The 24,070-nt window shown below is 54.3% G+C and carries 19 protein-coding genes and 1 pseudogene; 13 read left to right on the top strand and 7 right to left on the bottom strand.

The genetic code is table 11. The features are described 5' to 3' along the window. The first annotated feature begins 2 nt into the window (after window positions 1–2). A complete protein-coding gene (locus tag E5C26_RS21285) occupies window positions 3–854 on the top strand; it encodes a prepilin peptidase (RefSeq protein WP_135318076.1) in 852 nt (283 codons plus the stop codon). A 1-nt stretch (window position 855) separates the two neighbouring features. On the opposite strand, the gene gspS is transcribed toward E5C26_RS21285, so the two are convergent. Then, entirely contained in the window at window positions 856–1,236 is a 381-nt protein-coding gene (gene gspS / locus E5C26_RS21280) for a type II secretion system pilot lipoprotein GspS (RefSeq protein ID WP_167796689.1), read from the bottom strand. A gap of 258 nt (window positions 1,237–1,494) precedes the next feature. Between gspS and gbpA the strand changes: the two genes are divergently transcribed. The 3 genes from gbpA (at window position 1,495) to E5C26_RS21265 (ending at window position 5,020) form a co-directional block, all read left to right on the top strand. Further along, window positions 1,495–2,910, top strand: coding sequence for an N-acetylglucosamine-binding protein GbpA (gene gbpA, locus E5C26_RS21275; protein ID WP_135318075.1), 1,416 nt, complete (start codon window positions 1,495–1,497; stop codon window positions 2,908–2,910). Window positions 2,911–2,983: 73 nt separating this feature from the next. Beyond that, complete coding sequence (locus tag E5C26_RS21270; RefSeq protein ID WP_240776135.1) at window positions 2,984–3,508, top strand: cytochrome b; 525 nt, start codon at window positions 2,984–2,986, stop codon at window positions 3,506–3,508. 75 nt (window positions 3,509–3,583) lie between these two features. Continuing rightward, the gene (locus E5C26_RS21265) at window positions 3,584–5,020 is read left to right on the top strand and encodes a DUF1996 domain-containing protein (RefSeq protein ID WP_135318073.1); all 1,437 of its coding nucleotides are present in this window, start codon (window positions 3,584–3,586) and stop codon (window positions 5,018–5,020) included. A gap of 5 nt (window positions 5,021–5,025) precedes the next feature. Here the strand turns inward: E5C26_RS21265 and E5C26_RS21260 are convergent, their stop codons facing one another. Continuing rightward, window positions 5,026–5,892, bottom strand: a complete 867-nt coding sequence (locus E5C26_RS21260) for a helix-turn-helix domain-containing protein (RefSeq protein ID WP_135318072.1) — start codon at window positions 5,890–5,892, stop codon at window positions 5,026–5,028. Between the two features lie 205 nt (window positions 5,893–6,097). Further along, complete coding sequence (locus tag E5C26_RS21255; RefSeq protein ID WP_135318071.1) at window positions 6,098–6,655, bottom strand: tyrosine-type DNA invertase; 558 nt, start codon at window positions 6,653–6,655, stop codon at window positions 6,098–6,100. Window positions 6,656–7,208: 553 nt separating this feature from the next. On the opposite strand from E5C26_RS21255, the gene E5C26_RS21250 reads away from it, so the two are divergent. Then, window positions 7,209–9,374, top strand: a complete 2,166-nt coding sequence (locus E5C26_RS21250; protein ID WP_135318070.1) for a YgiQ family radical SAM protein — start codon at window positions 7,209–7,211, stop codon at window positions 9,372–9,374. Between the two features lie 61 nt (window positions 9,375–9,435). Here E5C26_RS21250 and E5C26_RS21245 read toward each other — a convergent pair whose 3' ends face one another. After that, window positions 9,436–10,041, bottom strand: coding sequence for a transglycosylase SLT domain-containing protein (locus tag E5C26_RS21245; RefSeq protein WP_135318069.1), 606 nt, complete (start codon window positions 10,039–10,041; stop codon window positions 9,436–9,438). A 38-nt stretch (window positions 10,042–10,079) separates the two neighbouring features. After that, entirely contained in the window at window positions 10,080–11,282 is a 1,203-nt protein-coding gene (locus E5C26_RS21240; RefSeq protein ID WP_135318068.1) for an ROK family protein, read from the bottom strand. A gap of 107 nt (window positions 11,283–11,389) precedes the next feature. Here E5C26_RS21240 and E5C26_RS21235 point away from each other — a divergent pair, with 107 nt between their 5' ends. The 7 genes and pseudogenes from E5C26_RS21235 to E5C26_RS21205 all read left to right on the top strand — a co-directional run bounded on the left by E5C26_RS21235 (window position 11,390) and on the right by E5C26_RS21205 (window position 20,607). Further along, window positions 11,390–14,680 carry a DUF5107 domain-containing protein gene (locus tag E5C26_RS21235; RefSeq protein WP_135318067.1) on the top strand — a complete coding sequence of 1,097 codons (3,291 nt, stop codon included), beginning with the start codon at window positions 11,390–11,392 and terminating at the stop codon, window positions 14,678–14,680. Between the two features lie 16 nt (window positions 14,681–14,696). Next, window positions 14,697–16,112 (top strand): annotated as a pseudogene (locus E5C26_RS21230) (sugar porter family MFS transporter); the annotation flags it as partial. 18 nt (window positions 16,113–16,130) lie between these two features. Next, a complete protein-coding gene (locus E5C26_RS21225; RefSeq protein ID WP_135318066.1) occupies window positions 16,131–17,018 on the top strand; it encodes an aldose 1-epimerase in 888 nt (295 codons plus the stop codon). A 146-nt stretch (window positions 17,019–17,164) separates the two neighbouring features. Continuing rightward, window positions 17,165–17,476: a PTS sugar transporter subunit IIB gene (locus E5C26_RS21220; protein ID WP_135318065.1), complete on the top strand. Its 312-nt coding sequence runs from the start codon at window positions 17,165–17,167 to the stop codon at window positions 17,474–17,476. Between the two features lie 85 nt (window positions 17,477–17,561). Next, window positions 17,562–18,881: a PTS sugar transporter subunit IIC gene (locus tag E5C26_RS21215; RefSeq protein WP_135318064.1), complete on the top strand. Its 1,320-nt coding sequence runs from the start codon at window positions 17,562–17,564 to the stop codon at window positions 18,879–18,881. Beyond that, window positions 18,878–19,207, top strand: coding sequence for a PTS lactose/cellobiose transporter subunit IIA (locus E5C26_RS21210; RefSeq protein ID WP_135318063.1), 330 nt, complete (start codon window positions 18,878–18,880; stop codon window positions 19,205–19,207). Before E5C26_RS21215 ends, E5C26_RS21210 begins: the two co-directional genes overlap by 4 nt. Further along, a complete protein-coding gene (locus E5C26_RS21205) occupies window positions 19,204–20,607 on the top strand; it encodes a GH1 family beta-glucosidase (RefSeq protein WP_135318062.1) in 1,404 nt (467 codons plus the stop codon). The genes E5C26_RS21210 and E5C26_RS21205 overlap by 4 nt, the downstream gene beginning before the upstream one ends. A 150-nt stretch (window positions 20,608–20,757) precedes the next feature. Here E5C26_RS21205 and dkgA read toward each other — a convergent pair whose 3' ends face one another. Both dkgA and yqhD read right to left on the bottom strand, forming a co-directional pair. Further along, the gene (dkgA, locus tag E5C26_RS21200) at window positions 20,758–21,582 is read right to left on the bottom strand and encodes a 2,5-didehydrogluconate reductase DkgA (protein WP_135318061.1); all 825 of its coding nucleotides are present in this window, start codon (window positions 21,580–21,582) and stop codon (window positions 20,758–20,760) included. Between the two features lie 201 nt (window positions 21,583–21,783). Further along, window positions 21,784–22,947, bottom strand: a complete 1,164-nt coding sequence (gene yqhD, locus E5C26_RS21195; protein WP_135318060.1) for an alcohol dehydrogenase — start codon at window positions 22,945–22,947, stop codon at window positions 21,784–21,786. A 223-nt stretch (window positions 22,948–23,170) separates the two neighbouring features. Between yqhD and E5C26_RS21190 the strand changes: the two genes are divergently transcribed. Next, window positions 23,171–24,058 (top strand): AraC family transcriptional regulator, encoded by an 888-nt coding sequence (locus tag E5C26_RS21190; protein ID WP_409513917.1) that lies wholly within the window; start codon window positions 23,171–23,173, stop codon window positions 24,056–24,058. Window positions 24,059–24,070 lie beyond the last annotated feature (12 nt).

Raw genomic sequence — 24,070 nt, 5'->3', positions numbered from 1 at the left:
GTATGTCGTTTTACTCGGATGTTTTTCTTTGGCCACTGTTCGCTGGGTTAATAGGGCTTTGCATTGGCAGTTTGCTTAATGTGGTGATCTACCGTTTGCCATTGATGATGCAGCAGGAAGAAAAAGCGCTGGTGGTGGAGTATTTATCCCGCCAATCCCCAGCCAAGCCTCTGGTTGCAGAGACGTCGCCAGCGAGGTTTAACCTGTTTCTGCCGCGTTCGCACTGCCCTGACTGTAAGCATGCTCTCGCCTGGCACGACAATATTCCCCTGCTCAGTTGGTTGCTGTTGGCCGGACGCTGTCGTTATTGTCGGCAGACAGTGGGGTGGGTGTACCCCATGATTGAGTTGGTGATGGCGCTAACCGCCACCTTATTGGCCTGCTATCTGTCGCCAGGGCCTGATTGGGTGATGATGATGGTCTTTGGTGCATTGCTGTTGCCGTTGGCCGTGATTGATTTTCGCCATCAAATCTTGCCGGATATCCTGACCTTGACCCTGCTGTGGTGCGGCCTGTTTTGGCATTGGCTGGCGCAGCCTGATTTTCTGGCTGATGCGGTGCTGGGGGCGATTATTGGCTACCTGCTGTTGTGGTTGCTGTATTGGGGCATGTGGTTTATGACCCAAAGGGAAGGGCTGGGATACGGTGACTTCAAGCTACTGGCGGCGCTCGGTGCCTGGCTGGGATGGCAAAAACTGCCTGAGATCTTGCTGATCGCCTCCACGGCAACGCTGCTGGTTACTTTACTCTGTGCGAAAAAAAGAGCGGATGGCTGGAGCCAGCCCCAACCTTTCGGTCCGGGGCTGTGTGCTGCCGGGGTGATTTGCCTGATGCTACCGTTGGTAAACCTGTAATTTATTGCTGGCGAGAAGCCTCAATAAAAGCGGCCAAAGATTGGTTAAAGTAGCTGCATTTCTGGGCTATCGGGGCGGTGTCCTGATTCAGTCGGTTAATGATATTCCGGGCATCCGCAGGCAGTGCGTCAGCCATTGCCGTACTAACCGGCCAATGCTTCTTTTTAGCCTCTGATATTGCCGTTTGGGTTAAAACCGAAATAGCAGGAATATCGCTACGCTGGCAATTTTCTTTTAGATATTCACTTCCCGCGATCAATGCCGCCAGCTGTTGTTGATGCTGAGTGTCTAACATCGGGTTAGCGTTATTATCAGCCGAGGTTGAACAACCTGCCAATAGTAAGTTGCATAAGAATAAAGATGGAAATATTAATTTTCTCAAAACCTGCGCGCTCCGTGAATTTTCAGCATGTATGTTTTTCCTTCAGTATATTTGTGGAGGAAGCACATAATTTCCGTGGTAACTATTATGGGGCTTCAGAGAGTTTATGTCACTTATATCCTCTTATATTCAGGGTTTTTAAGAGGTTGATGGTGAAAAAATACCTAATATATCAGCAGAGTAACTAAATGGGGTTATCGGCGCTAGGCACTAGCGCTGTTTAACCATGTTAAATCGAGATGTAACTCTGGTGATAAAATGAAATTGAAAAGAATTGCGCTGGCGGTAGCCACATTAACACTTTCTTGCGGTGCTTTGGCGCATGGCTATGTGGAATCGCCACAAAGTCGCGCTTATAAATGTAATTTACAGCTAAATACCGACTGTGGTCCGGTGCAGTATGAGCCACAGAGCATTGAGAAAAACTCGGGTTTCCCGACTGGCGCTTTACCGCTCGACGGTGAACTGGCCAGCGCCAGCATTCCTAATTATTCGCCACTTGATAAGCAAAGCATGAATATGTGGGCCAAGAACCCAATCAAGGCAGGAATGAATAAATTTACCTGGTTCCATACTGCTATGCATAGAACCAATAACTGGCGCTATTACATCACCAAACAGAATTGGGATGCGAATAAGCCACTGACGCGTGAGGCGTTTGAATCCACCCCTTTCTGCCAGGAAGAGGGGCATGGGCAAATACCGGCCCAACGTCAGGTGACCGAGTGTAACGTGCCGGAGCGCACCGGTTATCAGGTCATTTACGGCGTTTGGGAAATTGCCGATACTTCTAACAGCTTCTATCAGGTGATTGACGTCGACTTTGGTGAAGGCGAAGCCGTGACTTCAGAGTGGAGCAAACAACTTTCGGGTCAGGTGGCCGGTAAGTCGTTGAAGGAAGGCGATAAGGTTATTGCTCGCTTCTTTGACGACCAGGGTGAAGTGACTTCCCTGCGCACCGAAATGACCATCAGCAATCAGGAGCAAACCGACAAGAACCGCTGGTCACATGATCTGGCGGTGCTGATCAACACCAAACACAGCGATGTGCGGGTCGGCGTCAAGGATAATCAGGGCCAGGTCAATCCGGTCTATGGCAACAACAGTGCGTTCGTCAAGGATGACAGCCGCCTGAGCAGCGTTGTCATCTCCTATGAAGAGCAGACTCCGGCCTTTGAAGAGGAAGTGGAAGTCTCCGGCGTTCAGGTGGATAAAATCCAGGATGGGCACGCCAACGTGAGCTTCAAGCTTAACGTTAAGGGTGCGATCAGGTTTGAAGCCAAGGTGATCGATCATCAGGGCAACGATAAAGGTTACCTGAAGCAAGACATCGCGGACGACAGCCTGACAATGACGATACCGCTGAGCGAGGTGACCGCCGGCCACCATATGCTGAAATACTTCGCGACCAATAAAGAAGGCCGGTTGGTTAAACAGGATGTGATTAACCTGCAAATCGAAGATGCTGCTTCCGGCAACTATCAATATATCTTCCCCGAAGGTCTCGATAGCTACACGGCAGGAACAGTGGTGCTACAGCCTAAAAATGGCAAAACCTATCAGTGCAAACCTTTCCCTTACAGCGGTTACTGCAAACAATGGACCAGCAGTAAAGCGCAATTCGAACCGGGTGTGGGTGAACACTGGGAACAAGCCTGGATATTAAAAAACTAACAGCAACACTATTTTGCTTTGTCGGCCTGCCCCAGGCCGACTTTTTTCTTCAATAATAAGGATATTAATGAATATGAAAAGTAATGCACCACGTTCTCGCTACGATCGTTTTTCTCGAATATTGCATTGGGTCCTGGCCGTCGGGATTATTTATGCCTCGCTGGTGGGTTATGGGTTGCATTTCATTTCTGACCCCAAGGTTTTCACCTTCTTCTCAGAGCTTAATATGTCATTGGCGACGGTTATGACGCTGTTGATGATTGTGCGTTTTATCTGGCGCTTCTTTCGGCCGGCAGTACCTTATGGTGAACATATTCAGGGCAATAAAAAAGGCCTGGTGATTTTACTTCACGAAGTGTTTTACCTGATTATTTTCGTGGTGTTAATCAGCGGCTTTTTGATGCTGAAGGATGGCTATACGCTGTTTGGCGTGCTCCCGGTTCCGCAACCGTTACATAACCTCGAAGTGAACCTGTTTTTTTTCACCGTTCATCGCTACAGCTGTATGGCGTTGGGACTGATGTTGTTAATGCATGTCGCTGCGGTGATTAAACATCAGTTTTTTGATAAGAGAAATATTCTGTCAAGAATGGTCTGAATTTCGGTTGGTCGTCATTTTTCCGGTCTGGTGAGGATTATAACTAATATCGCCCGCGGCCGAGAAGGAGAAAATATGTATAGAAATATCCCTGGCGCTCTTTTCCCTTTGATTTTATTTCTACCTGGCTTGTCGCTTGCCGCCCTTTTGGTACCCGAATTCACGCCGACAGAGGTGATTGACGGTGGCGATGTCGGCATTTTTAACGTGGTCTGTGATTACTCCCATACGCTGGCGGATGATGCCATTGTTATGCCGGGATTACCGGGGTTATCCATGGTCCACGACTTTTTTGGTAATCGCGGGTCGGATGCGATGAGTACGGCAACTTCATTGCAGGCAGCGCCGATGACCACCTGCACCTCGCCCTATGACGCCTCTTCATATTGGGCGCCACAGCTTAAACGCGCCGATGGCAGCATCGTAATGCCCAGTTATATCAAGGTTTATTACCGTAACGAGGGGCCGGAACAGCAGGCCGCAGTGCCGGTTCCCATGGGGCTGCAGCTCCTGGCCGGTAATCACCACCGCCCGGCAGGCAAGTATGATCCGAATGTCTGGTTCTACTGCCGCACCTCACTTGAAGGTGGCGAGCATTCAAACGCGCCGCCGGAGAGCTGCCCGCAAATAGCTGATTTTGATGAAGGTGCCGAATTTAATATTTCGCTGACTTTCCCCGACTGCTGGGATGGAAAAAACCTGACGACTTCCCCGCAAAAACGCAATGCGGCATACAGCGACGGGGAAACAGGGCTGTGTCCTGCAGCCTATCCGGTAAAGATCCCTCGCTTGAATATGCGTATCCATTATGCGCTGGGCGATAATGGCAACCTGAAAGGTGCCTTGTTGTCGATGAACCCGATCCTGCAGGCCGATGGCAGTCTGCAATCCACCTGGGGCGATCTGTATAGCGCGCATGCGGACTTCTTTGCCGCCTGGGGTGAACGAGCCACCCGTTACAGCGTAGAAGAGTGTCTCAATCGCAATGTTGCCTGTGACAAAGATATTCCGGGGGATTTCGAGCGCAGCAGTGCCGATGCCTGGGTTTCGGTGGCCGATGGGCGGACTCATGGTGATGAGCCGGTCATTAAGGTTGAGGGCAAACAGAGCATTGGGTTGCTGACGTTTAACCTGCCGGAACGTCTCGACAGCCTAAGCGTGACCAAGGCCGACCTGCGTCTTTATGGCCGCCAGGTCAGCGGCGAAACCGGACAGGTCCGGTTATACGCGTTGCCGCAGGGTGACTGGGACGAGCATACGGGCCCACATGCGCTCAGCAGTTGCCCGGCCACTTCATATCTGGATAGCGCCCAGATGTGGCGGGACACGGTACAGAAAACCTTTGATGTCACCGCCGCCATTATGCAGGCAACACAGGCCGGTCGGCATGAGATCAGTTTTTGCCTGAGCGGCACAGAAGCGGCGGACGCCGAATTCAGCAGCAAGGAAGGGCCGCGTGGGCCGGTGCTGCGGTTTTATTTTGCCCCCGTCAATCACCCACAGCAGCACTGACCTTGTCACGTCGCCAGGGACCGCAGGGAAGAAGGCGTCTGACCGAACTGGCGACGAAACTGGGTGCTGAATTGTGCCGGTGCACTGAAACCGCATTGGGCGGAGATATCCGTCAGGGACAACGGGCTATTGATCACCAGTTGATATGCGCGTTCCAAACGGCGGAGCAACACATACTGATAGGGTGGCAGGCCAAAATACTGTTTAAACACTCGGGAAAAATGGAAGGTGCTCAGCTCCGTGAGTTGGGCCAAAGCCTGAAGTGTGATGGTTTCGCCCAGGTTATCTTCGATATAACAGGCCAGTCGATCCCGTTGCATCTTGGTCAGTGGTTCACGGGAAAGCGCAGGAGAGGATAAAACACGCTGATATTGTGAGGTTTCTGTCAGTAATGCCAGCATCAGGGAGGTGGCATGCAACTCATCGCTGCTGGTTTTCAGGCTGGCGCAAAGTTGTCTGATTAATGGGCTGCGGATATTGGCGAGCGGCTCAATGCTTAACTCGGTTTTATCGCCAGGGCTTGAGGTAATCAGCTCGGGGGAAATAGAAACGGCAGTATATTTAAGCGTGCCATCTATGTACGTCACCGCATCAAAGTCACAGCCGTAGGGGATCATGTCCGCAACCTGGCCTATCGCCCGTTTGCAGGGAATGCGTCTTTGGTCAAACCAAATGTCACCCTCAATGGTGTGGCCCCCTTCAGGCGTGAGAAAACTGTCGTAAACAATCAGCGTATGACTGGGGCGAACCAACTGAGCCTGATGGGGGCCACTAACCGAAACGTTATCAACCTGACCGTATTCCCAGTGAGTAGAATCAATAGTCAATTCGGTTTCGTGACGGTAACTAATTCCATTATTATCTTTGTTCATTATATTAGTAATTCCAATCATCTTAAGAGTTGATAACTCAAGGATCCATAATCTTGGATTAAATAATCTGTCCCGCTTTGCATCATTTTTATTTTTTATGTCTTTATATTGATGACCAGGCAAGTCAGTGAAAATTAATTTTAGGTGTATAAATTAATTCCTCAGAATATTATTGGCTATCGGCGTGCTGTTGCCTGCTGCAAGATCAAAACTCAATGGCCTGAAAGCGCATCGCATTACTGGCTGTATAGAGTACGGTGTGATGAATGTTTCGATGCCCCAGATAGTCCTGAATCAAACGCGTATCAATCCCCTGATTCGCCAGACAATAACCGCAGGCATGGCGTAACATATGCGGATGGGTAGGGACGGAGATATTGGCGTTTTTACCGTAGTCACGGATCAGCCGATAAATTTGCTGACGAGAAATACGCCCGCCTTTTCGTGAAAGGAAAAGCCAGGGCAGATCAGCATCACGCCAACTTTTTCTAATTTCCAGCCAGATGCTTAGCATGGCGATCTCATCATCATGCAAAGGGTGTTGTACGGAAAGACCATTCTTCAGACGGGTAATGTAAATCCTTTTGGCGTCCAGTTCAATATTATCCAAGGTCATGCCACTCAGTTCGCTGGCACGCAGGCCGTGGATAAAACACATGCTGATCATGCATCTGTCACGCCAGGCGTTCAGACCCTTATGAATATTTTCTATCATGCTTTTTATTTCTGATTCATCCAGGTATTTTCTAATCTTCGATTTCACATTTACCTCCGTTGTATATATGTGCGGTGAAAATTAAAGCACTATTTATTCCCCAAGATTTTCCATAACAATCAATGTGTTTAGGATAAGTCTTACCACTCATGGTTGCATAATTAGGATATTGTCTTCTACTTGATTATTGCTCAGGTATTTAAATAATTGCTTCATTAACGAACGGGTTTTATATGTTCATAAAAAACAATAAGATATAATTTTTATTTTTTGTTATAAAATCTGTTGTGCAAGAATTATCTTAATCATTTTATGTTGTTTTTATGTTTTAAAATAATTTTAATCATTAATTTAATTAACAGTTGGCGAGGCTTTTGTTTAGGTTGCCATGTTATTTATCACACTTAATCATTTTGTACCCATGGGTAAACCGTTGGGCATCGCATCACGTCTCAGGTTCGGGCTCCCTGACTCGCGAGCTTGTGATTGGTGGGCGGTGCTCCTGCGGATGCGACTAATGGGTGAAATAACCATGCTCTTTTTGCCACTAGTGCGTATAATCGCCGCCCGGCGATTAATTAACCTGTGAAAGAGCACCAGAATGAGCACGACCAGCCTGATCCAACCCGACCGTGAATTGTTTTCCTATAAGCCTTATTGGGCCGAATGTTATGGCACCGCGCCGTTTTTACCGATGTCGCGCGAAGAGATGGATCAACTGGGCTGGGATAGCTGCGATGTGATCATTATCAGTGGTGACGCCTATGTCGATCACCCCAGTTTTGGTATGGCCATCATCGGTCGTATGCTGGAAGCGCAGGGCTTCCGCGTCGGCATCATTGCGCAGCCGGACTGGAGCAATAAAGAAGATTTCATGCGTTTGGGCAAGCCGAACCTGTTCTTCGGCATCACCGCCGGTAACATGGACTCGATGATCAACCGCTATACCGCCGACCGCAAGCTGCGCCACGATGATGCCTATACTGCCGGCAACGTGGGCGGCAAACGCCCGGATCGTGCAACCTTGGTATATAGCCAACGTTGCAAAGAAGCCTATAAAGACGTGCCGATCGTACTGGGCGGCATCGAAGCCAGCCTGCGTCGCATCGCTCACTATGATTACTGGTCGGATACCGTACGCCGTTCGGTGCTGGTGGACTCCAAAGCCGATATGCTGATCTACGGTAACGGCGAACGCCCGCTGGTGGAAGTGGCGCACCGTCTGGCTGCTGGCGAAAAAATCAGTGAGATCCACGATATTCGCAATACGGCGGTAATGCGCAAAGGTGCTTTGCCGGGTTGGACTGGCGTAGATTCTACCCGTCTGGATAAGCCAGGCCGCATTGAACCCATTCCTAACCCTTACGGCGACGATCTGCCTTGCGCCGACGGTGGCAAGGTGGAACCTGAGGCCAAACCGGTCACCGTTCGCGCGGCCAAACCGAAGCCGTGGGAAAAAACCTACGTGTTGTTGCCGTCCTTTGAGAAGGTGAAGGCCGACAAGGTCCTGTATGCGCACACCTCGCGTATTCTGCACCATGAAACCAACCCGGGCTGTGCCCGTGCGCTGATGCAGTCACATGGTGACCGTTATGTGTGGATCAACCCACCGGCCATCCCGTTGACTACGCCGGAAATGGACAGCGTGTTTGCCCTGCCGTATCAGCGTATTCCGCACCCGTCCTACGGCAAGGAAACCATTCCGGCCTATGACATGATCCGCTTCTCGGTCAACATCATGCGTGGCTGCTACGGCGGTTGTTCATTCTGTTCGATCACCGAGCATGAAGGGCGCATTATCCAGAGCCGTTCGGAAGACTCCATTATTCGTGAAATCGAAGAGATCCGTGACAAGGTGCCGGGCTTTACCGGGGTGATCTCCGATCTGGGCGGCCCAACGGCCAACATGTATATGCTGCGTTGCACCAATCCACGCGCAGAACAGACCTGCCGCCGCGCCTCGTGCGTGTATCCGGAAATCTGTACCTACATGGACACCAACCACGAGCCGACCATCAAGCTGTACCGCCGTGCGCGTTCACTGGAGGGCATCAAGAAAATCCTGATCGCCTCGGGCGTACGTTACGATCTGGCGGTAGAAGATCCGCGCTATATCAAAGAGCTGGCTACTCACCACGTGGGCGGTTATTTGAAGATTGCTCCGGAACACACCGAGGAAGGCCCGCTGTCGAAAATGATGAAGCCGGGCATGGGCAGCTACGATCGCTTTAAACAGCTGTTTGACCATTACTCCAAGCTGGCGGGCAAAGAGCAGTACCTGATCCCGTATTTCATCTCTTCACATCCGGGCACCCGCGATGAAGATATGGTGAATCTGGCGTTGTGGTTGAAGAAAAACCGTTTCCGTCTCGACCAGGTGCAGAACTTCTATCCGTCACCGATGGCTAACTCCACCACCATGTATTACAGCGGTAAAAACCCGCTGAGCCGGGTCGGTTACAAGAGTGAAGATGTGGTGATCCCGAAGGGCGATCGTCAGCGTCGTCTGCACAAGGCGCTGCTGCGTTATCACGATCCGGCCAACTGGGCGATGATCCGTACCGCGCTGGAAGAGATGGGCATGAAACACCTGATCGGCAGCCGTCGCGAGTGTCTGGTACCGGCGCCCAGCATTGACGAGCAGCGTGAAGCCAAGCGCTTGCAGCGCCATACCCGTCCGGCGCTGACCAAGCATACTGACATCACCCGTCAGCGTACGCCGACCAATAAGCCGCCGCGCAAGCCAATCCGCAACGGCAAGCCGTAACGGTTAAGTCAGTGTTTAAACAAAAAGGAGAACCCTAGGGTTCTCCTTTTTTGCGTTTAAATCACAATTGATCGTAGGCGGCTTCCACTTTCATCAAGTGGCGTGGTGCCTGCGGGGCGGGATGATATTTGCGTATATGCCAGTTAAAGGCTTCCGGCGACAGATTATTAATCATCGAGATAGCCTGCTGGCGGTTGCTGGAGAAGGTCCGCAACAGCGCGCCGGTGCCGTTGACGTAGGCGATGATGGTGGCGTAGCGCATATTGACCGGGTTGTTGATCCCTTTAAGCTGCTGTTTTTGCAGCACGGCAATGTAGGCGGCACCGAGATCGATATTGGTATCAGGATCCAGCAGATCGTCTTCGTCCGGGCAGCCGCGTTTACCTTTGTAGCGATAGGCGTCACAACCTGCGGTATCGGCTTTCAACTGCATTAACCCTATGGCATTGGACCGGCTGATGGCTGCCGGGTTAAAGCCGGACTCCACCTTAATCATCGCGGCGATCAGCTTTTGATCGACATCGTATTTATCCGCAGCATCTTCAATGGCATCATCAAAAGCGTGAGCATCATAGCTGGTACGCGGTTTTTTGCTGGAACAGCCGGCCAGGATCAGCATCAGGCAGACAATGCCGGCGCGCGACCAGAGTCGTAGAGTGGGGTTCATGGTGCTCCATGTTGTTTTTGCTGGGATAAAGTCGGGCATCATAGCATCTCGGTCAGTGCCTGTTCGACATACAGATAACCAATCCCCGTAACTTGTTGCGCGCGCGTCAGTTGGCCAAAGCCAATATGTGTGGCCTGAGCCTGGATCTGGTCGTGCCGGTCGAAGGGGTTAAAACCGGTCTGGTTGATGATGCTGTCCAGCCAGGCCTGCCCAAACCCGCAACTGCGGCCATAAAGGTAAATCCGGTTGATATTTAGGATGTTAAGGAAATTATACAGGCTCAGGCCAATCGCCTGGGCGGCGCGTTGCACCAGCACTTGCAACGCAGCGTCGCCCTGATGATAACGGGCAATCAATTCGGCGGTGGTGGGGGTTTTAATCCTTTCGCCTTCCTGCTGTGCCCAGGGCGTGACCTTGAGCTGAATGCGGGCCTTTTTCTTCAGCGCCGACAGCGAAGCGATGGTTTCCAGGCAGCCGTAACGGCCACAGGAGCAAAGGCCGCCATCGGGATCGACAATGGTATGGCCAATCTGGCCGCTGCCAAACAGGCTGCCCCGGTAAATCTGCTGATTAATCACAAATGACGAACCTATGCCGTAATCGACATTAATCACGCAAAAGTCCTGCAAATTGGCGTTATTTTGCCACTTTTCCGCCAGCCCCAGCATCACGCAGTCGTTATCGAGCAAAACCTCGGTCTTCAGGCGCTCTTCCAGCAGGTATTTTATCTCTATCGGCCCTTCCCACGGGGCCTGCGGCATACGTTGGGATACCCCGGTCAGCGGGTTGACCTGGCCGTGGATCGACAAGGCTATTTTCAGTGGCATGCCCTGCTGGCGGCTGTGCAGATGATAAATTTGCACCATTTCCTGCAGCATCGCCTGCGGCGTGGTGGCGACGATCGGCTGCGGGGTGAAGGGGCTGCAAGGCGTCATCAGGCCATCCACCACGATACTTTCGATCAGATAAGGGGAGACATTCAGGCACAGAATACGTTGCCCGGCGGCGGCGATGCGGTAACTGCCGCCACCCAGACCACGGCTGTGCAGGTTGTGCGGGTCGTGTTCTACCCGTTGCTCTTCTTGCAGTTCGTCGAGAATTTTACCGACCGCAGGAATAGACAGCTGCGAAAGCCGCGCCAGCGTCGACTTACTGGCGACTTTCTCCCGGTACAGCAGCGCGCACAGCACCCGTTTATTAAAATTGCGCACCCGCTGGTTATTCAAACCTTGCAATGCCATTCATTAAACTCCGTTTACTGTATTGCGTGATGGTAGCGCATAAAGCCACCAATCCTGTCATCTAGACTGCCTGAAACGCAATGTTCAGTATTTTTAGAGAGGAAAGCATGCACGGGACAGTCAAGGTTTGGCAAGAACAGGTTGAATTACCCACCTACGGCACCGGCGAACAGGACTCGCACCCGATGTTCCTGGAAAATCGCGTCTATCAGGGCTCTTCCGGCGCGGTTTACCCCTACGGCGTGATTGATACCCTCAGCGGCGAGAAATCCCTGCGCCGCTATCAGGCGGTCTATCTGGAAAACGACTACCTGCGCGTGATGCTGTTGCCGGAGCTGGGTGGGCGTATCCACCGGGCTTACGACAAAGTGCAACAGCGCGATTTTGTCTACCATAACGAGGTGGTCAAGCCGGCACTGGTGGGGCTGCTGGGGCCGTGGATCTCCGGGGGCATCGAGTTTAACTGGCCGCAGCACCACCGTCCGACCACCTACATGCCGGTGGACTGTCAGATTCAACAGCATGATAACGGTGCGCAGACCGTCTGGCTGGGGGAAGTGGAACCGATGCGCGGCTTGCAGGTGATGGCCGGTTTCACTCTGTATCCCGACCGCGCGCTGATCGAAATCAGTGCCAGGATCTTTAACCCCAACCCGACGCCGCGTCATTTCCTCTGGTGGGCCAACCCGGCGGTGAAGGGCGGCGACGATCACCAAAGCGTGTTCCCGCCGGATGTGACCGCCGTTTTTGACCACGGCAAGCGCGATGTGTCCTCGTTCCCTATCGCTACCGGCACCTACTACAAGGTGGATTACTCGGCCGGGGTAGATATTTCACGCTACAAGAATATCCCGGTGCCGACGTCTTATATGGCGCATAAGTCCGACTATGACTTCGTCGGCGCCTACAGCCACGATGAACAAGGCGGTTTGCTGCATATCGCCGATCACCATGTATCACCCGGCAAGAAGCAATGGAGCTGGGGCCACGGCGAGTTTGGTCAGGCCTGGGATCGCAATCTGACCGACAGCAATGGCCCGTACATTGAGCTGATGACCGGGGTCTACACCGATAACCAGCCGGATTTCACCTGGCTCGATGCCTATGAAGAAAAATGCTTCGTGCAGAATTTCCTGCCTTACAACACCCTGGGCATGGTGCAGAACGCCAACACCCAGGCGGCGCTAAAGTTGGAAAGCGACGGACGGCAGCTGGTGTGGGGGCTGTATGCGGTCGCACCACTGGCACAACATCGGCTGGTAGTTCGCAGCGATAGCGACCAACAGTTGCTGCTCGACCGACGTATCGATCTCAATCCCGGCGCGGCCTTGTTGGAAACCATGACCGGTGATTTCCCAGGTCGCCTGACGATTGAATTGCTGGACTCGCAGGGGCATTGCGTACTCAGCTATCGTCAGCATCAGGCCGATCCGGCAGCAGAATTGCCGCAGCCCGCCAAAGCACCGCCGGTGGCCGGGCAAATCGGCAGTGCCGATGAGGCCTGGTTTATCGGCCAGCATCTGGAGCAATACAACCACGCCAGCCGTTCGGCATTCGATTATTACCAGCGCGGTCTGACGCTGGATCCGCTGGATTACCGCTGCAATCTGGCCCTGGCGACGCTGGAATATAACCGCGCCAATTTTGAACGTGCCATTGCCTATGCTGACGACGCGTTAGCACGCGCCCATCATCTTAACCATAACCCACAGTGCGGCTTGGCCAGCCTGATCCGCGGCTGTGCACATGAACAATTGGGTGACGACAGCGCGGCTTATGAAGATTTCTACCGTGCGATCTGGAGCGGTAACGGTAAACCGGGTGGTTTTTACGGCCTGGCTCGGGTGGCGGCGCGGCGCGGGGATCATTCGCAGGCGCTGGCGTTTTGCGAAAGCAGCCTGAGCGTTAATGCCAGCCATTATCCGTTGATCGCTCTAAAGGCACTGCTGCTGCAACGCCTGGGGCAGGGAGAACAGAGCCTGGCCTATATCGACCGGGAACTGGCTGCCCGCCCGTTGCATTACAGCCTGTATTACCTGCGTTATGCGCAAACCCGCGAAGCGGCTGATTTACAGCGGCTGCGTACGGTGACCGGTTGCCGTGGCATCAATGCGCTGACCATCGCCGGTCAACTCAGTGAATGGGGGGCCAAACCGCAGGCGACTGAACTGCTGACGCTGCTGGACAGCCAGGAAAGCCTGCCGCTTTATCTACTGACCAGCTTGCGCAAAGGCGAGGCTAGCGATAGCGAATACCAGCAGTTGCTGGCGCAGGCGCGTGACAGCTTTAGCCGACAGGTGCGCTTCCCCAATACCCTGAACGAAGTACAGATGCTGAGCCAATTGCCGGAGTGCGATTTTGCGCAGTACCTGTTGGGGTGTTTTCATTACAGCAAACGCAACTACTTGCAGGCGGTGGCACTGTGGCAGCGCTGCGTCGAACGGCAACCGGGGTTTGCCGATGCCTGGCGCAATCTGGGGATCTACAGCTTCAACAAGCTCCAGCAGCATGATGTTGCGCTGGAATATCTGCAACGGGCATTCAGGCTACAGCCCGACGATGCCCGGTTATTGTTCGAGCTGGATCAACTGAATAAGCATCTGCGAGTGGCTCCTGAACAGCGGCTGGCCTTGTTGGAGCAACACCTGCCGGTGGTGGCCAGGCGTGACGATCTCACTGCCGAACTGCTGAGCCTGTACAACCAGTGCGGCCGGTTGCGTGAGGCGCAACAGGCTCTGCAACAGCGGCAGTTCCACCCGTGGGAAGGCGGTGAAGGCAAGGTCACTGGCCAATACCTGATCAACCTGCAGCGGTTGGCATTTCAGGCTCTACAGCAGGGTGAGCCGCAGCAGGCGCAGGCCTGGCTGCAGTCAGCCTTGCACTACCCGCCCAATCTGGGAGAAGGCCGGTTGGCCGGGCAAAGCGACAACGATCTCTACTACTGGCTCGGCATCTGTGCCGCCCGGCAAGGTGACTCTGACGCCGCCGCCAGTTACTGGCAGCAGGCCTGCGCCGGGCACGGTGACCTGACGCAAAGCCGTTACTACAACGACCAACCGGTGGACTATCTGTTCTATCGCGGCATGGCCCTCAAACAACTGGGGCAGTCAGCCCAGGCCGAACAGCTGTTCAGGCAAATGCAGCTGTGGGTGCAGCAGCAGTCCGGTCAGGTGCCCGGTGCCGATTTCTTCGCGGTTTCGCTGCCGGACCTGATGGCGTTGGACAACGACCTGCAGCAGGCGCACCAACAGCATTGCCTGCTGGTGGCGGCGCTGGCCCAACTGGGGTTAGGGCAGTTAACGGCGGCGCAGCAGACGTTGAAAGCGTTGCTGGCTTGCAATCCTGCGCATGACAAAGCGCGTCTATTCAGTGTACTGGCCGACGCGTTAGCGAGCTGATGCCAGAAGGAGAACGGATGTGACGAACAATAATAAACTGAACATGCCCTATGTCTGGACTATCTGTCTGGTTGCCGCCTGCGGTGGCCTGTTGTTTGGCTATGACTGGGTGGTGATCGGCGGTGCCAAGCCGTTCTACGAGGCTTATTTCGGCATTACCGATCCCGCGCAGTCTGGCTGGGCGATGAGCTCAGCGCTGGTGGGCTGCATTTTTGGTGCCCTGATCTCGGGCTTGTTGTCGGATCGTTTTGGCCGAAAATTGCCGTTGGCGATCGCCGCGCTAACCTTCGTGATCTCCGCCTGGGGCACCGCCATGGCCACCAGTTTTGACGCCTTTATTGTGTACCGCATTGTCGGCGGTGTCGGTATTGGCCTGGCCTCGGCACTGTCGCCGATGTATATCGCCGAAGTCAGCCCGGCAGCCCAGCGCGGCCGCTTCGTGGCGGTGAACCAATTGACCATTGTGATTGGGGTGCTGGCGGCGCAGTTGATCAATTTGTTGATCGCCGATCCGGTGGTGGCCAATGCCAGCCAGGCCGATCTGCTGGCCAGCTGGAATGGGCAAATTGGCTGGCGTTATATGTTCGGCGCCGAACTGGTACCGGCGCTGGCTTTCCTGCTGTTGATGCTGGTGGTGCCGGAGTCCCCGCGCTGGCTGGCGAAAGCCGGGCGTCATGAAAAGGCGCAGTGGGTATTGCGGCGCATTGGCAACGAACAATATGCACAGCAAACGCTGGCGGAGATCCGTCAGACTCTGGGCAAGGACAGTGGCAAGGTGCCATTCCGCGCGTTATTGCGCAGCGACGTACGGCCAGTGCTGGTGATTGGCATTGTGCTGGCGGTCTTCCAGCAGTGGTGCGGTATCAACGTGATCTTCAACTATGCGCAGGAGATCTTCGCTTCGGCAGGGTTTGATATCAACGATACCTTGAAGTCAATTGTCGCCACCGGATTGATCAATTTGATCTTCACCTTGCTGGCCCTGCCGCTGGTGGATCGCATTGGTCGTCGCCGTTTGATGTTGATCGGTGCCTGTGGATTAACGGCGATCTACCTGCTGATGGCGGCGGCTTACGCCTATGGTTTGTTGGGGTTGCCGGTATTGCTGTTGGTGTTGGTCGCCATCGCTATCTATGCCGTCACGCTCGCACCGGTCACCTGGGTACTGCTGTCTGAAATCTTCCCCAACCGTATTCGCGGCGCGGCAATGGCCGCAGGCACCTTTGCCCTGTGGGTCGCCTGTTTTGTACTGACCTACAGTTTCCCGCTGCTGAATGCGGCACTGGGCGCGGCGGGCAGTTTCCTGCTGTATGGCGGTATTTGTCTGGCCGGTGCGCTGTTCATTTATGCCCGCGTACCGGAAACTAAAGGCATCACGCTGGAAGCGCTGGAAGAGCAACTGGTGCCGGCCATCAGCCGCGAGAATGCATAATTTGCACCTGGGAGTGATATGAGCTTGTTCTGCCTGGATAACGGCAATCTGTCGCTGGTGGTTTCATCATTGGGCGGCAGCGTGCTTAAACTGGCCGCACATAGCGCAGGGCGGGAGATCCCGCTGCTGCGGCCCGCACCGCTGAGTGCAACCACCCCGGCGGGGCAAGCGGGCTGCTTTCCGCTGGTTCCCTTTGGTAACCGGGTCAGCCAAAATCGGTTCAGTTTCGAGGGGCGAGACTACGTGCTCAACGCCAATACGGCTGGAGATCGGCATTACCTTCATGGTGATGGTTGGCTGCAGCAATGGCAGTGCATTGAGCAGCGCAGCGATTTCCTCCGTTTGCGTTATCAGCACCAGCAAGGGCCTTATCAGTACCGGGTCGATCAGTGTTTTACCCTGGAGCGGCAGCAGCTTAGGTTGGAACTGACCGTGGAGCATCGCGGCGAAAACCCGATGCCCTACGGATTGGGCTGGCACCCTTTTTTCCCCTTAACGCCGCATACCCGGCTGCAGGCAGCGGCGGATGCCTATTGGCTGGAGGCAGACGAGTGGTTGCCGGGCGAACAGGTACCGCTCAGTGAGGAAATGGACTTTAACTCCTTAGCCGCGATCCCTCGCCGCTGGCTGAATAACGGGTTTGGCGGCTGGAACGGCGAGGCAAAGATCCAGTGGCCGGAGCAGGGGATCGGGCTGAAAATGAACACCGAACCTGCCTGCCCGGTGTACTTTATGTTTATCTCGGATCCGGCCTTCAGCCCGGGTTACCAGTTCGAGTTCTTCTGCCTGGAGCCGATGACGCATGCGGCCAATGGCCATAACATGCCGGGGCTGGGTGGGCTGCGCCGCTTGGTCAAGGGGGAGCGTTTCAGTCAGGCCTTGCTGCTCGGTTATTCAGCACTTTAAGTCCGAAAATTAAAATTCGGATCTTCTTCACAGAACCCGCTCAAACCCAGCAACCGGTTACTGAAACCGGTTGCTGTTTTTTCGTTTTTGAAACCATACTCATTTCTCAACGGGATCCTTTGCACCTATTGGCTTATGGAGTACGGATGAAAAAAATATTTCTATGCTGCGCCGCCGGTATGTCCACCAGCATGGTGGTGAGTAAAATGAAAAAGTCCGCCGAACAGCAGGGTATTGAGGTGGATATTATTGCCGTGGGCATTGATGAGTTTGAAACCACTCTGGCGAATTACCAATGCTGCCTGCTCGGGCCACAGATTAAATATAAGTTGGCCGATTTTAAAAAGATTGCCGACAGGGAAAATAAACCGATCGCGGTTATCAACAGCATAGATTACGGCATGATGCGCGGCGATAAAATTCTCGCCGAAGCCTTAACGATGCTCGCGCAACACTAATCCCACCTGGGCGCCTGCTGCAGCCTGTTGCCGCCGGCTTTCTCGCCCTGTGACCATTGACTCAGAAAGTCCCGAGGGTTGAACCATGAGTATCAGCCAAGCCGCATTCAATTTCATTGAAAACCGCATCAGTCCCATTGCCGGAAGATTATCAACTCAACGCCATATTATGGCGATCCGCGACGGTTTTATTTCCGCGATGCCGTTTATGATCGTCGGCTCATTTTTACTGGTATTTGCCTACCCGCCTTTTTCAGCCGACAGCAGTTGGGGAATAGCGCAATGGTGGCTGGGTGCGGCGGAAAAACACCAGGTCGCTATTCTTACCCCGTTTAATATGACCATGGGGATTATGTCGATTTATATTACTGCCGCCATCGCTTATAACCTGGCGCAGAGTTATAAGCTCGATCCCTTTATGGCGGCCATGCTGGCGCTAATGTCATTTTTACTGGTCGCTGCACCGCAGACCGAAAAGATGCTGCCGACCGCTGCGTTGGGGGGCGTGGGGATCTTCACCGCCATTTTGGTGGCGATCTACACCACCGAACTGATCCGTTTTCTCAAGCTGCACAATATCGGTATCTCATTACCGGAACAGGTGCCGGCCAAGATCAAACAGTCGTTCGATCTGCTGATCCCGATCCTGGCGGTGGTGATCACGTTGTATCCTCTCAGCCTGCTGGTGCAGCACCAGTTTAATTTACTGCTGCCACAGGCAATTATGGCGCTGTTCCAGCCGCTGATTTCCGCCGCCGACTCGCTGCCGGCGATCCTGCTGGCGGTGTTGATCGGCCATTTATTGTGGTTCGCCGGCATTCACGGCGCGGTGATCGTCTCCGGTATGCTGCAGGCATTCTGGCTGACCAATTTGGGCATCAATCAGGATGCCTTGGCCGCCAGTCAGCCAATGCCGCATATCTTTATGGAAGCTTTCTGGACCTTCTTTATCGTCATCGGCGGATCCGGTGCGACCTTTGGACTGGTGTTGCTTTACCTGCGCAGCCGTTCGGCGCATCTGCGTTCGATCGGCAAGCTGAGCCTGGTGCCGAGCTGCTTTAACATTAACGAACCGGTGATCTTCGGTACGCCGATCGTCATGAATCCCACCTTTTTCATCCCGTTTATCACCGCGCCGATCGTCAATTCGATCATTGCCTATGCGGCCGTGAAGCTGGATCTGATCGGCCGGGTGATCTCGGTAGTGCCCTGGACCGCCCCGGCACCGATTGGCGCCGCCTGGGCCACCGGTTGGGATTTCCGTGCCGCACTGCTGGTGCTGCTGCTGGCGGCGGTATCGGCGCTGATTTACTACCCGTTCTTCAAGGTCTATGAGCAGCAGTTGCTGGATCAGGAAGTGAGTGAAGCCGAGCAGATTGAACCAACACAGGGAGTCACCGAATGATGGATATGGAAACGGCAGTCATGGAGTTGATCATCAACGCCGGTGAGGCGCGCAGTTGCGCCATGCAGGCTTTGTACGCGGCGCGGAAATATCAGTGGGATCAGGTCGATATTTTGCTGGCGGAGTCGCAACTGGCGGTAAAGCGTGCGCATGCCACCCAGACGGAACTGATTGGTTTCGACGAGGGGGAAGGCAAGCTGCCGGTCAATCTGATCATGGTGCACGCGCAGGACCACATTATGAACGCCATGCTGGCGCGCGATCTGGTGGAGGAACTGGTGAGAATTTACCGATTACTGGAGCAGAACGGGGTGCAAAACCAATGAGCGTATTTCCGAAGGATTTCCTGTGGGGGGCGGCGACCGCGTCTTATCAGGTTGAGGGCGGCTTTGATGCCGACGGCAAGGGCCTGTCCAACTGGGACTTGTTCTCCCACCTGCCCGGTACCACTTATCAGGGCACCAACGGCGATGTCGCGGTCGATCACTACCACCGTTTCCGCGAAGACGTGGCGCTGATGGCGGAATTGGGGATGCAGACCTACCGATTTTCGATCTCCTGGCCACGGTTGCTGCCGCAGGGGCGGGGCGAGGTGAATGAGGCCGGGATCCAATTTTACAGCGACTTGATCGACGAGTTGCTCAGGCACAACATTAAACCGATGATCACCCTGTATCACTGGGATCTGCCGCAGGCGCTGCAAGACGAGTTTGGTGGTTGGGAGTCGCGTGAGATTGTCGATGCTTTCGATGAATATGCCCGTCTGTGTTATCAGCGTTTTGGTGACCGCGTCGAGCTGTGGTCCACCTTCAACGAAACCATCGTGTTTATCGGCATGGGCTATATCACCGGGGCGCATCCGCCCAAACTGACCGATCCGAAGAAGGGCATTCAGGCCTGCCACCATGTGTTTCTGGCCAATGCCCGCGCGGTAAAAAGTTTCCGTGAAATGAAGATCAACGGTCAGATCGGCTTCGTCAATGTGCTGCAACCTAACGATCCGATCAGCGACTCGCCAGAAGATCGCCGCGCCTGCGAGATAACCGAGGGGATCTTCACCCATTGGCTGTACGATCCGGTGCTGAAGGGCGAATACCCGGCAGAGCTGTTGGCGATGGCGCAGCAGGCCTTTGGCGTACCGCATTTTGCGCCGGGGGATGAGGTGTTGCTGAAGGACAATATCGTCGATTTTATCGGCCTGAATTACTACAAGCGCGAAATGGTGGCACATAACGACGACGTTGAGGGCTACGCGATCAACACCAGTGGCCAGAAGGGCAGCGGGCGTGAACTGGGCTTTAAGGGGTTGTTCAAGCTGGTGCGTAACCCGAATGGTGTTTACACCGACTGGGACTGGGAGGTTTATCCGCAGGGATTGACCGATGCCATTGGCCGCATCGTCAAACGCTACGGCAACATTCCGATCTACATTACCGAGAACGGACTGGGAGCCAAGGATCCGATCGTTGAGGGGGAAGTGCGCGATCAACCGCGCATTGACTATCTGCGCGATCATATTCAGGCGATCGGTGCCGCGATCGAGCAGGGTGCCGATGTGCGCGGTTACTATCCCTGGTCGTTTATCGACTTGCTTTCCTGGCTCAACGGCTATCAAAAGCAGTACGGCTTTGTGTATGTCGATCACGACAACAATCTGGCACGCAAGAAGAAGCAGAGCTTTGGCTGGTATCAGCGGGTGATCGCCACCAATGGCGAGCAACTGTAGCGGGGAAAAAGCAGCCCTCTCTTGAAAGAGAAGGCTGGTAAGAGCTAAACCTGTAGGGGTCGAACATGTTCGACCCGCTTTAACCCATTGATGATGCTATCGGGCGCGGCATGCAGCGCCCCTACCCTTAAACAACAGGGCTGGGTAGCATTACAGTGAGTCGGGATCTGGCCCCAGACGGTTGCCGATATCCAGTTGGGCGATATCGCTCAGTTCGTCTTTATCCAGTTTGAAATCAAACACCTCAAAGTTCTCACGAATGCGGGATGGCGTGACCGATTTCGGGATCACGATCAGACCGCTGTCCAGATGCCAGCGCACCACGATTTGCGCCGGGGTTTTCTCGTATTTTTCCGCCAGATGTTTGATCAACGGTTGGTCGAATACCCCCTCACCGCCCTGTGCCAGCGGGCTCCAGGATTCGGTAGCGATGTGATGCGTCGCGTTCCAGGCACGCAACTGGCGCTGCTGCAGCAGTGGGTGTAGCTCAATCTGGTTAATCACCGGGGCGACATTGGTTTCATCCAGCAGACGCTGCAGATGCGGGGTATGGAAGTTGCAGACCCCGATACTCTTGGCCAGACCCTGCTCGCGCAGCTTGATCAGCCCACGCCAGGCATCCACATATTGATCCTGCTGCGGTTTCGGCCAGTGGATCAGATACAGATCGACGTAGTCCAGCTTGAGTTTTTCCAGGCTGGTTTCCAGGGCGGCCTGTGGATCACCCTGATCGTCGTTCCACAGTTTGGTGGTGATAAACAGCTCATCGCGCGGTAACGAGGCGGATTGCAGCGCAGCGCCGACCCCTTCCTCATTCTTGTAAATTGCGGCGGTATCGATGGAGCGATACCCCACCTCCAGCGCTTTAATCACCGCGTTGGTGGTCTCTGGAATACTCGCCTGCCAAACGCCGAGACCCAACTGCGGCATCAGATTACCATCGTGGAGTTTGATGATGGGTTGTTGCGTTGTCATGCGCATCTCCTGGTTAACGGATTGCCCGGTACTGCATGCACCGGGAACAGCTATCAATAAATTCTAGTTGGCAAATCGGGGTGGTGCTGAGTTCGCTAAGCAAATTTCGGTGATATCGGAATAGTGCTGGTTACTGCGCCCGGCGATCGCACGGGCGCAGGCGAGGGAAACTAAAGCCTGACAGAAAATGATTACTTGCGATTAACGTGCCGCTTCATAAATGCGTTGGCTGACTTCCAGGGTGATGTCCTGATGCTCACCCAGTGCGGTCATGCCGTGCTGATGCAGCTTATCCAGCAGTGCCGGGATCGAGCTGCCGTCGAGCTGGTAATCGGCCATGCGGGTTGGCACGCCCATTTGTTCGAAGAAGGCGCGAGTGGCGGCAATGGCACCGTCAATACGGCTGTCTTCGCTGCCCTCACGCAGACCCCAGACGCGGTCGGCGTACTGCAGCAGTTTTTCGCGTTTCTGTGCTTTTTTCTCGTTTAGCAATGCCGGCAGGACGATGGCCAGCGTCTGGGCATGATCCAAACCGTGCATGGCGGTTAACTCGTGGCCCAGCATATGGGTTGCCCAGTCTTGCGGCACACCGGCACCGATCAGACCGTTCAATGCCATGGTGGCGCTCCACATCACGTTGGCGCGCACGGCATAGTTCTCCGGTTCGGCCAGCGCACGCGGACCATCTTCCAGCAGCGTCAACAGCAGGCCTTCGGCAAAACGGTCCTGTACTTTCGCATCGACCGGGTAGGTCAGATATTGCTCAATGGTATGCACAAAGGCATCGACTACGCCGTTGGCGATCTGGCGCGGCGGCAGCGAATAGGTCACCACCGGATCCAGTACCGCAAACAGTGGCTGTACGTATGGCGAGAAGAAATGCTGTTTGTCGCCGCTGCTTTTACGGGTGATCACCGCGCCGCTGTTGGATTCAGAACCGGTTGCCGGCAGTGTCAGTACGCAACCCATAGGCACTGCGCCTTTGATTTCGCTGCCGACGGTTTTCAGGATATGCCATGGGTCGCTATCCGCCTGATAATGGGCCGCTGCGGCGATGAATTTAGTGCCATCAACCACCGAACCCCCACCGACGGCCAGCAGGAAATCGATGTTCTCTGCACGCACGACCTCGACCGCTTTCATCAGCGTTTCGTAGGTTGGGTTCGGCTCAATACCGGAGAATTCTTGCACGTTGCGACCGGCCAGAGAGGAATAAACCTGATCCAGCACGCCGTTGTTTTTCACGCTGCCGCCACCGTAGGTGATCAGAATACGTGCGTCGGCTGGGATCTGCTGCGCCAGACCGGCGATTTGGTCTTGACCGAACAGGATTTTGGTTGGGGTATGAAGAATAAAGTTTTGCATGGCTGATTTCTCTTCTGCATTAGGCAAGCGCCAGACGGCGCAAAATATCTGGGGTGTATTGTCAGTAACTTACCCCCTCGGCACAATGCTCATTCCTGCCCGAGTCTTGCCTATTCCTACAAAGCGTTGTAGAAAAGCAGAGTTTTAAACTATTATTTATGCCGAATTGTTCTTAGTGTAAGAGGGTGTTTCCGTGAGTGAAATCGATGAACTGCGCGGCCGTATGGCGCGCCAGGCAGCCTGCTTTGCCGAGAGTAACGGTTATACCCCTTCACCGGTGCCACTGGTGAAAATCCTCTATGTGGATCGCCATTGCCCTCGTCAGCCGGTGATGTACGAACCTGGGGTGGTGATCATTTTCCAGGGCCACAAAGTGGGTTACTGCGGCAACCGGGTGTTTCAGTACGATCCGCGTAACTACCTGTTGATGACGGTACCGCTGCCGTTCGAATGCGAAACCTTTGCCAGCCCGGAACTGCCGCTGGTGGGGTTGGCGGTGAATATCGACAGCCAGATGCTGCAGGATCTGTTGATCGACATCGGCGATGATGACTACCTGATGAAACCGCGCAGAGAAAGCAGCGGAGTTAATCTGGCGGAGCTGTCGGAAGAGCTGTTGTGCGCCACCGAACGCCTGCTGGACGTGATGGCCAAGCCGCTCGATGCACGGGTATTGGGGCCGCAGATTGTGCGCGAAATTCTGTACCACGTGTTGCGTGGCAGCTGCGGGACGTCGTTGCAGGAACTGGTCAATCGCCATACCCACTTCAGCCAAATCGCCAAAGCGCTGCGACGCATCGAGAACCAATATGCCGACAGCCTCAACGTCGAGCAGTTGGCGGGGGAGGTGAATATGAGTATTTCGGCGTTTCACCATAACTTTAAGGCGGTGACCAATACCTCGCCGCTGCAGTATGTGAAGTCCTATCGGCTGCACAAGGCGCGCCTGCTGATGGTTCACGACGGTCTGAAGGCCAGCACCGCGGCGATCCGCGTCGGCTATGAGAGCGCTTCGCAGTTCAGTCGTGAATTCAAACGTTTCTTTGGTGTGACGCCAAGCGACGAAGTGGCCCGACTGCGCGATAACCCGCCTTTAATGATGGAAGGCTAATCCCGCAGCCGG

Source organism: Serratia proteamaculans (genome assembly GCF_004684015.1).
Classification (GTDB): domain Bacteria; phylum Pseudomonadota; class Gammaproteobacteria; order Enterobacterales; family Enterobacteriaceae; genus Serratia; species Serratia proteamaculans_F.
This window is presented reverse-complemented; position numbering and strand designations above follow the sequence as displayed.

Coding starts and splice junctions, on each gene's coding strand:
- E5C26_RS21285 (WP_135318076.1), top strand. CDS start 3: ATGTCGTTTTACTCGGATGTTTTTCTTTGGCCACTGTTCGCTGGGTTA.
- gbpA (WP_135318075.1), top strand. CDS start 1,495: ATGAAATTGAAAAGAATTGCGCTGGCGGTAGCCACATTAACACTTTCT.
- E5C26_RS21270 (WP_240776135.1), top strand. CDS start 2,984: ATGAAAAGTAATGCACCACGTTCTCGCTACGATCGTTTTTCTCGAATA.
- E5C26_RS21265 (WP_135318073.1), top strand. CDS start 3,584: ATGTATAGAAATATCCCTGGCGCTCTTTTCCCTTTGATTTTATTTCTA.
- E5C26_RS21260 (WP_135318072.1), bottom strand. CDS start 5,892: ATGAACAAAGATAATAATGGAATTAGTTACCGTCACGAAACCGAATTG.
- E5C26_RS21250 (WP_135318070.1), top strand. CDS start 7,209: ATGAGCACGACCAGCCTGATCCAACCCGACCGTGAATTGTTTTCCTAT.
- E5C26_RS21245 (WP_135318069.1), bottom strand. CDS start 10,041: ATGAACCCCACTCTACGACTCTGGTCGCGCGCCGGCATTGTCTGCCTG.
- E5C26_RS21240 (WP_135318068.1), bottom strand. CDS start 11,282: ATGGCATTGCAAGGTTTGAATAACCAGCGGGTGCGCAATTTTAATAAA.
- E5C26_RS21235 (WP_135318067.1), top strand. CDS start 11,390: ATGCACGGGACAGTCAAGGTTTGGCAAGAACAGGTTGAATTACCCACC.
- E5C26_RS21225 (WP_135318066.1), top strand. CDS start 16,131: ATGAGCTTGTTCTGCCTGGATAACGGCAATCTGTCGCTGGTGGTTTCA.
- E5C26_RS21220 (WP_135318065.1), top strand. CDS start 17,165: ATGAAAAAAATATTTCTATGCTGCGCCGCCGGTATGTCCACCAGCATG.
- E5C26_RS21215 (WP_135318064.1), top strand. CDS start 17,562: ATGAGTATCAGCCAAGCCGCATTCAATTTCATTGAAAACCGCATCAGT.
- E5C26_RS21210 (WP_135318063.1), top strand. CDS start 18,878: ATGATGGATATGGAAACGGCAGTCATGGAGTTGATCATCAACGCCGGT.
- E5C26_RS21205 (WP_135318062.1), top strand. CDS start 19,204: ATGAGCGTATTTCCGAAGGATTTCCTGTGGGGGGCGGCGACCGCGTCT.
- dkgA (WP_135318061.1), bottom strand. CDS start 21,582: ATGACAACGCAACAACCCATCATCAAACTCCACGATGGTAATCTGATG.
- yqhD (WP_135318060.1), bottom strand. CDS start 22,947: ATGCAAAACTTTATTCTTCATACCCCAACCAAAATCCTGTTCGGTCAA.
- E5C26_RS21190 (WP_409513917.1), top strand. CDS start 23,171: ATGGCGCGCCAGGCAGCCTGCTTTGCCGAGAGTAACGGTTATACCCCT.